The organism is Caballeronia fortuita, from assembly GCF_001544835.2.
Taxonomy (GTDB): domain Bacteria; phylum Pseudomonadota; class Gammaproteobacteria; order Burkholderiales; family Burkholderiaceae; genus Caballeronia; species Caballeronia fortuita.
The window spans coordinates 1-1280 of sequence record NZ_FCNX02000047.1 but is presented as its reverse complement, the minus strand read 5'-3'; the positions used below and the strand labels follow the sequence as shown (position 1 = coordinate 1280).

The window sequence follows — 1280 nt, the reverse complement described above, 5'->3', positions numbered from 1 at the left end:
TGACCGTGCCTCGATTTCGCGTACAGCAGAAATTTGCTAATTTCTGTTTGTACGGAGGTTCGAATGTCAGAGAAGCTAGTGCCAAAGCGGCAATACACGGACGAGTTCAAGGTCGAGGCCATTAGGCTTGCCGAAGCAGTCGGGCAGCACGAAGCCGCGCGTAGGCTCGGAGTGCCCGTGGCAACCTTAGGCAATTGGAGTCGACGCAGTCGTAATGCTAAAAGTATCGGCGACGTCGACAGTCACGAAGTGAAGAGCACGCGATCGACGCGCTCGATCAATGATCTGGAGGCGGAGAACAGCCGCCTTCGCAAAGAGCTCGCCAGTGCGCGACTTGATATCGAGATCCTTCGAAAAGCGACGGCGTACTTCGTGAAGGGGTCGCGGTGAAGTACGCATGGATCGACGAGCACCGCGACCAGTACAGTGTTACTCGGCTGTGTCACATCCTGACGGTGTCGCGCAGCGGATATTGCCAGTGGCGTAAGCGCGGGCCAAGTCAGCGAGCACAGGCCAACGCCGCGCTTGATCGGGAGGTGGCAGCGATTCATCGCGCCAGTCGCGGCAGCTACGGCCGTCCTCGGATCGTAAGGCAATTAAGGATCCAGGGCCAGCCGGCGAGCGCTGAGCGTGTACGCCGTAGCCTGCAACGCCTAGGGCTGCGGCCGGTCTACAAACGCCCGTATCGGGTGACGACAGATTCGACCCACCGCCTACCGGTGGTGCCCAATCTGCTTGATCGTCGTTTTGACAGCTGGCAGCCCGATCAGGCTTGGGTGAGCGACATCACATTCATCAGGACCGGCGAGGGCTGGTTATACCTGGCTGCCGTTATGGATCTGGCAAGCCGACGCATCGTAGGCTGGTCAATGTCAGAGCGCATCAACGCGGAACTTGTCTGCCAGGCACTGCGCAGCGCGTGCTGGCAGCGCAAGCCCGCGCCAGGATTGTTGTTACATTCCGATCGCGGAAGTCAATATGCAAGCCGTGCGTACCGGAAACTGGCCGCCGACTCCAAGATGACCGTTTCGATGAGTCGCCGCGCTAATGCATGGGACAACGCACCAATGGAAAGCTTCTTCAAAACCCTGAAAGTCGAGCGAATCTATCAGGTGCGCTACGAAACGCGCGCTGAGGCTCGTCTGGATATCGTCGACTGGATCGAGGGCTACTACAATCGACAACGCCTGCACACCTCTATCGATTTCTCCACTCCCGTCGATTACGAGGCTAGGATGATCGCTGCATAATTTGCTGTACGTGGAAACGAGGCAGGATCA

Annotated in this window: 2 pseudogenes; both read left to right on the top strand. The window is 58.1% G+C overall.

The features are described 5' to 3' along the window. Window positions 1-63 precede the first annotated feature (63 nt). Window positions 64-264 (top strand): annotated as a pseudogene (locus tag AWB77_RS37550) (transposase); the annotation flags it as partial. Window positions 265-270: 6 nt separating this feature from the next. After that, window positions 271-1250, top strand: a pseudogene (locus AWB77_RS34045) (IS3 family transposase); the annotation flags it as partial. Window positions 1251-1280 lie beyond the last annotated feature (30 nt).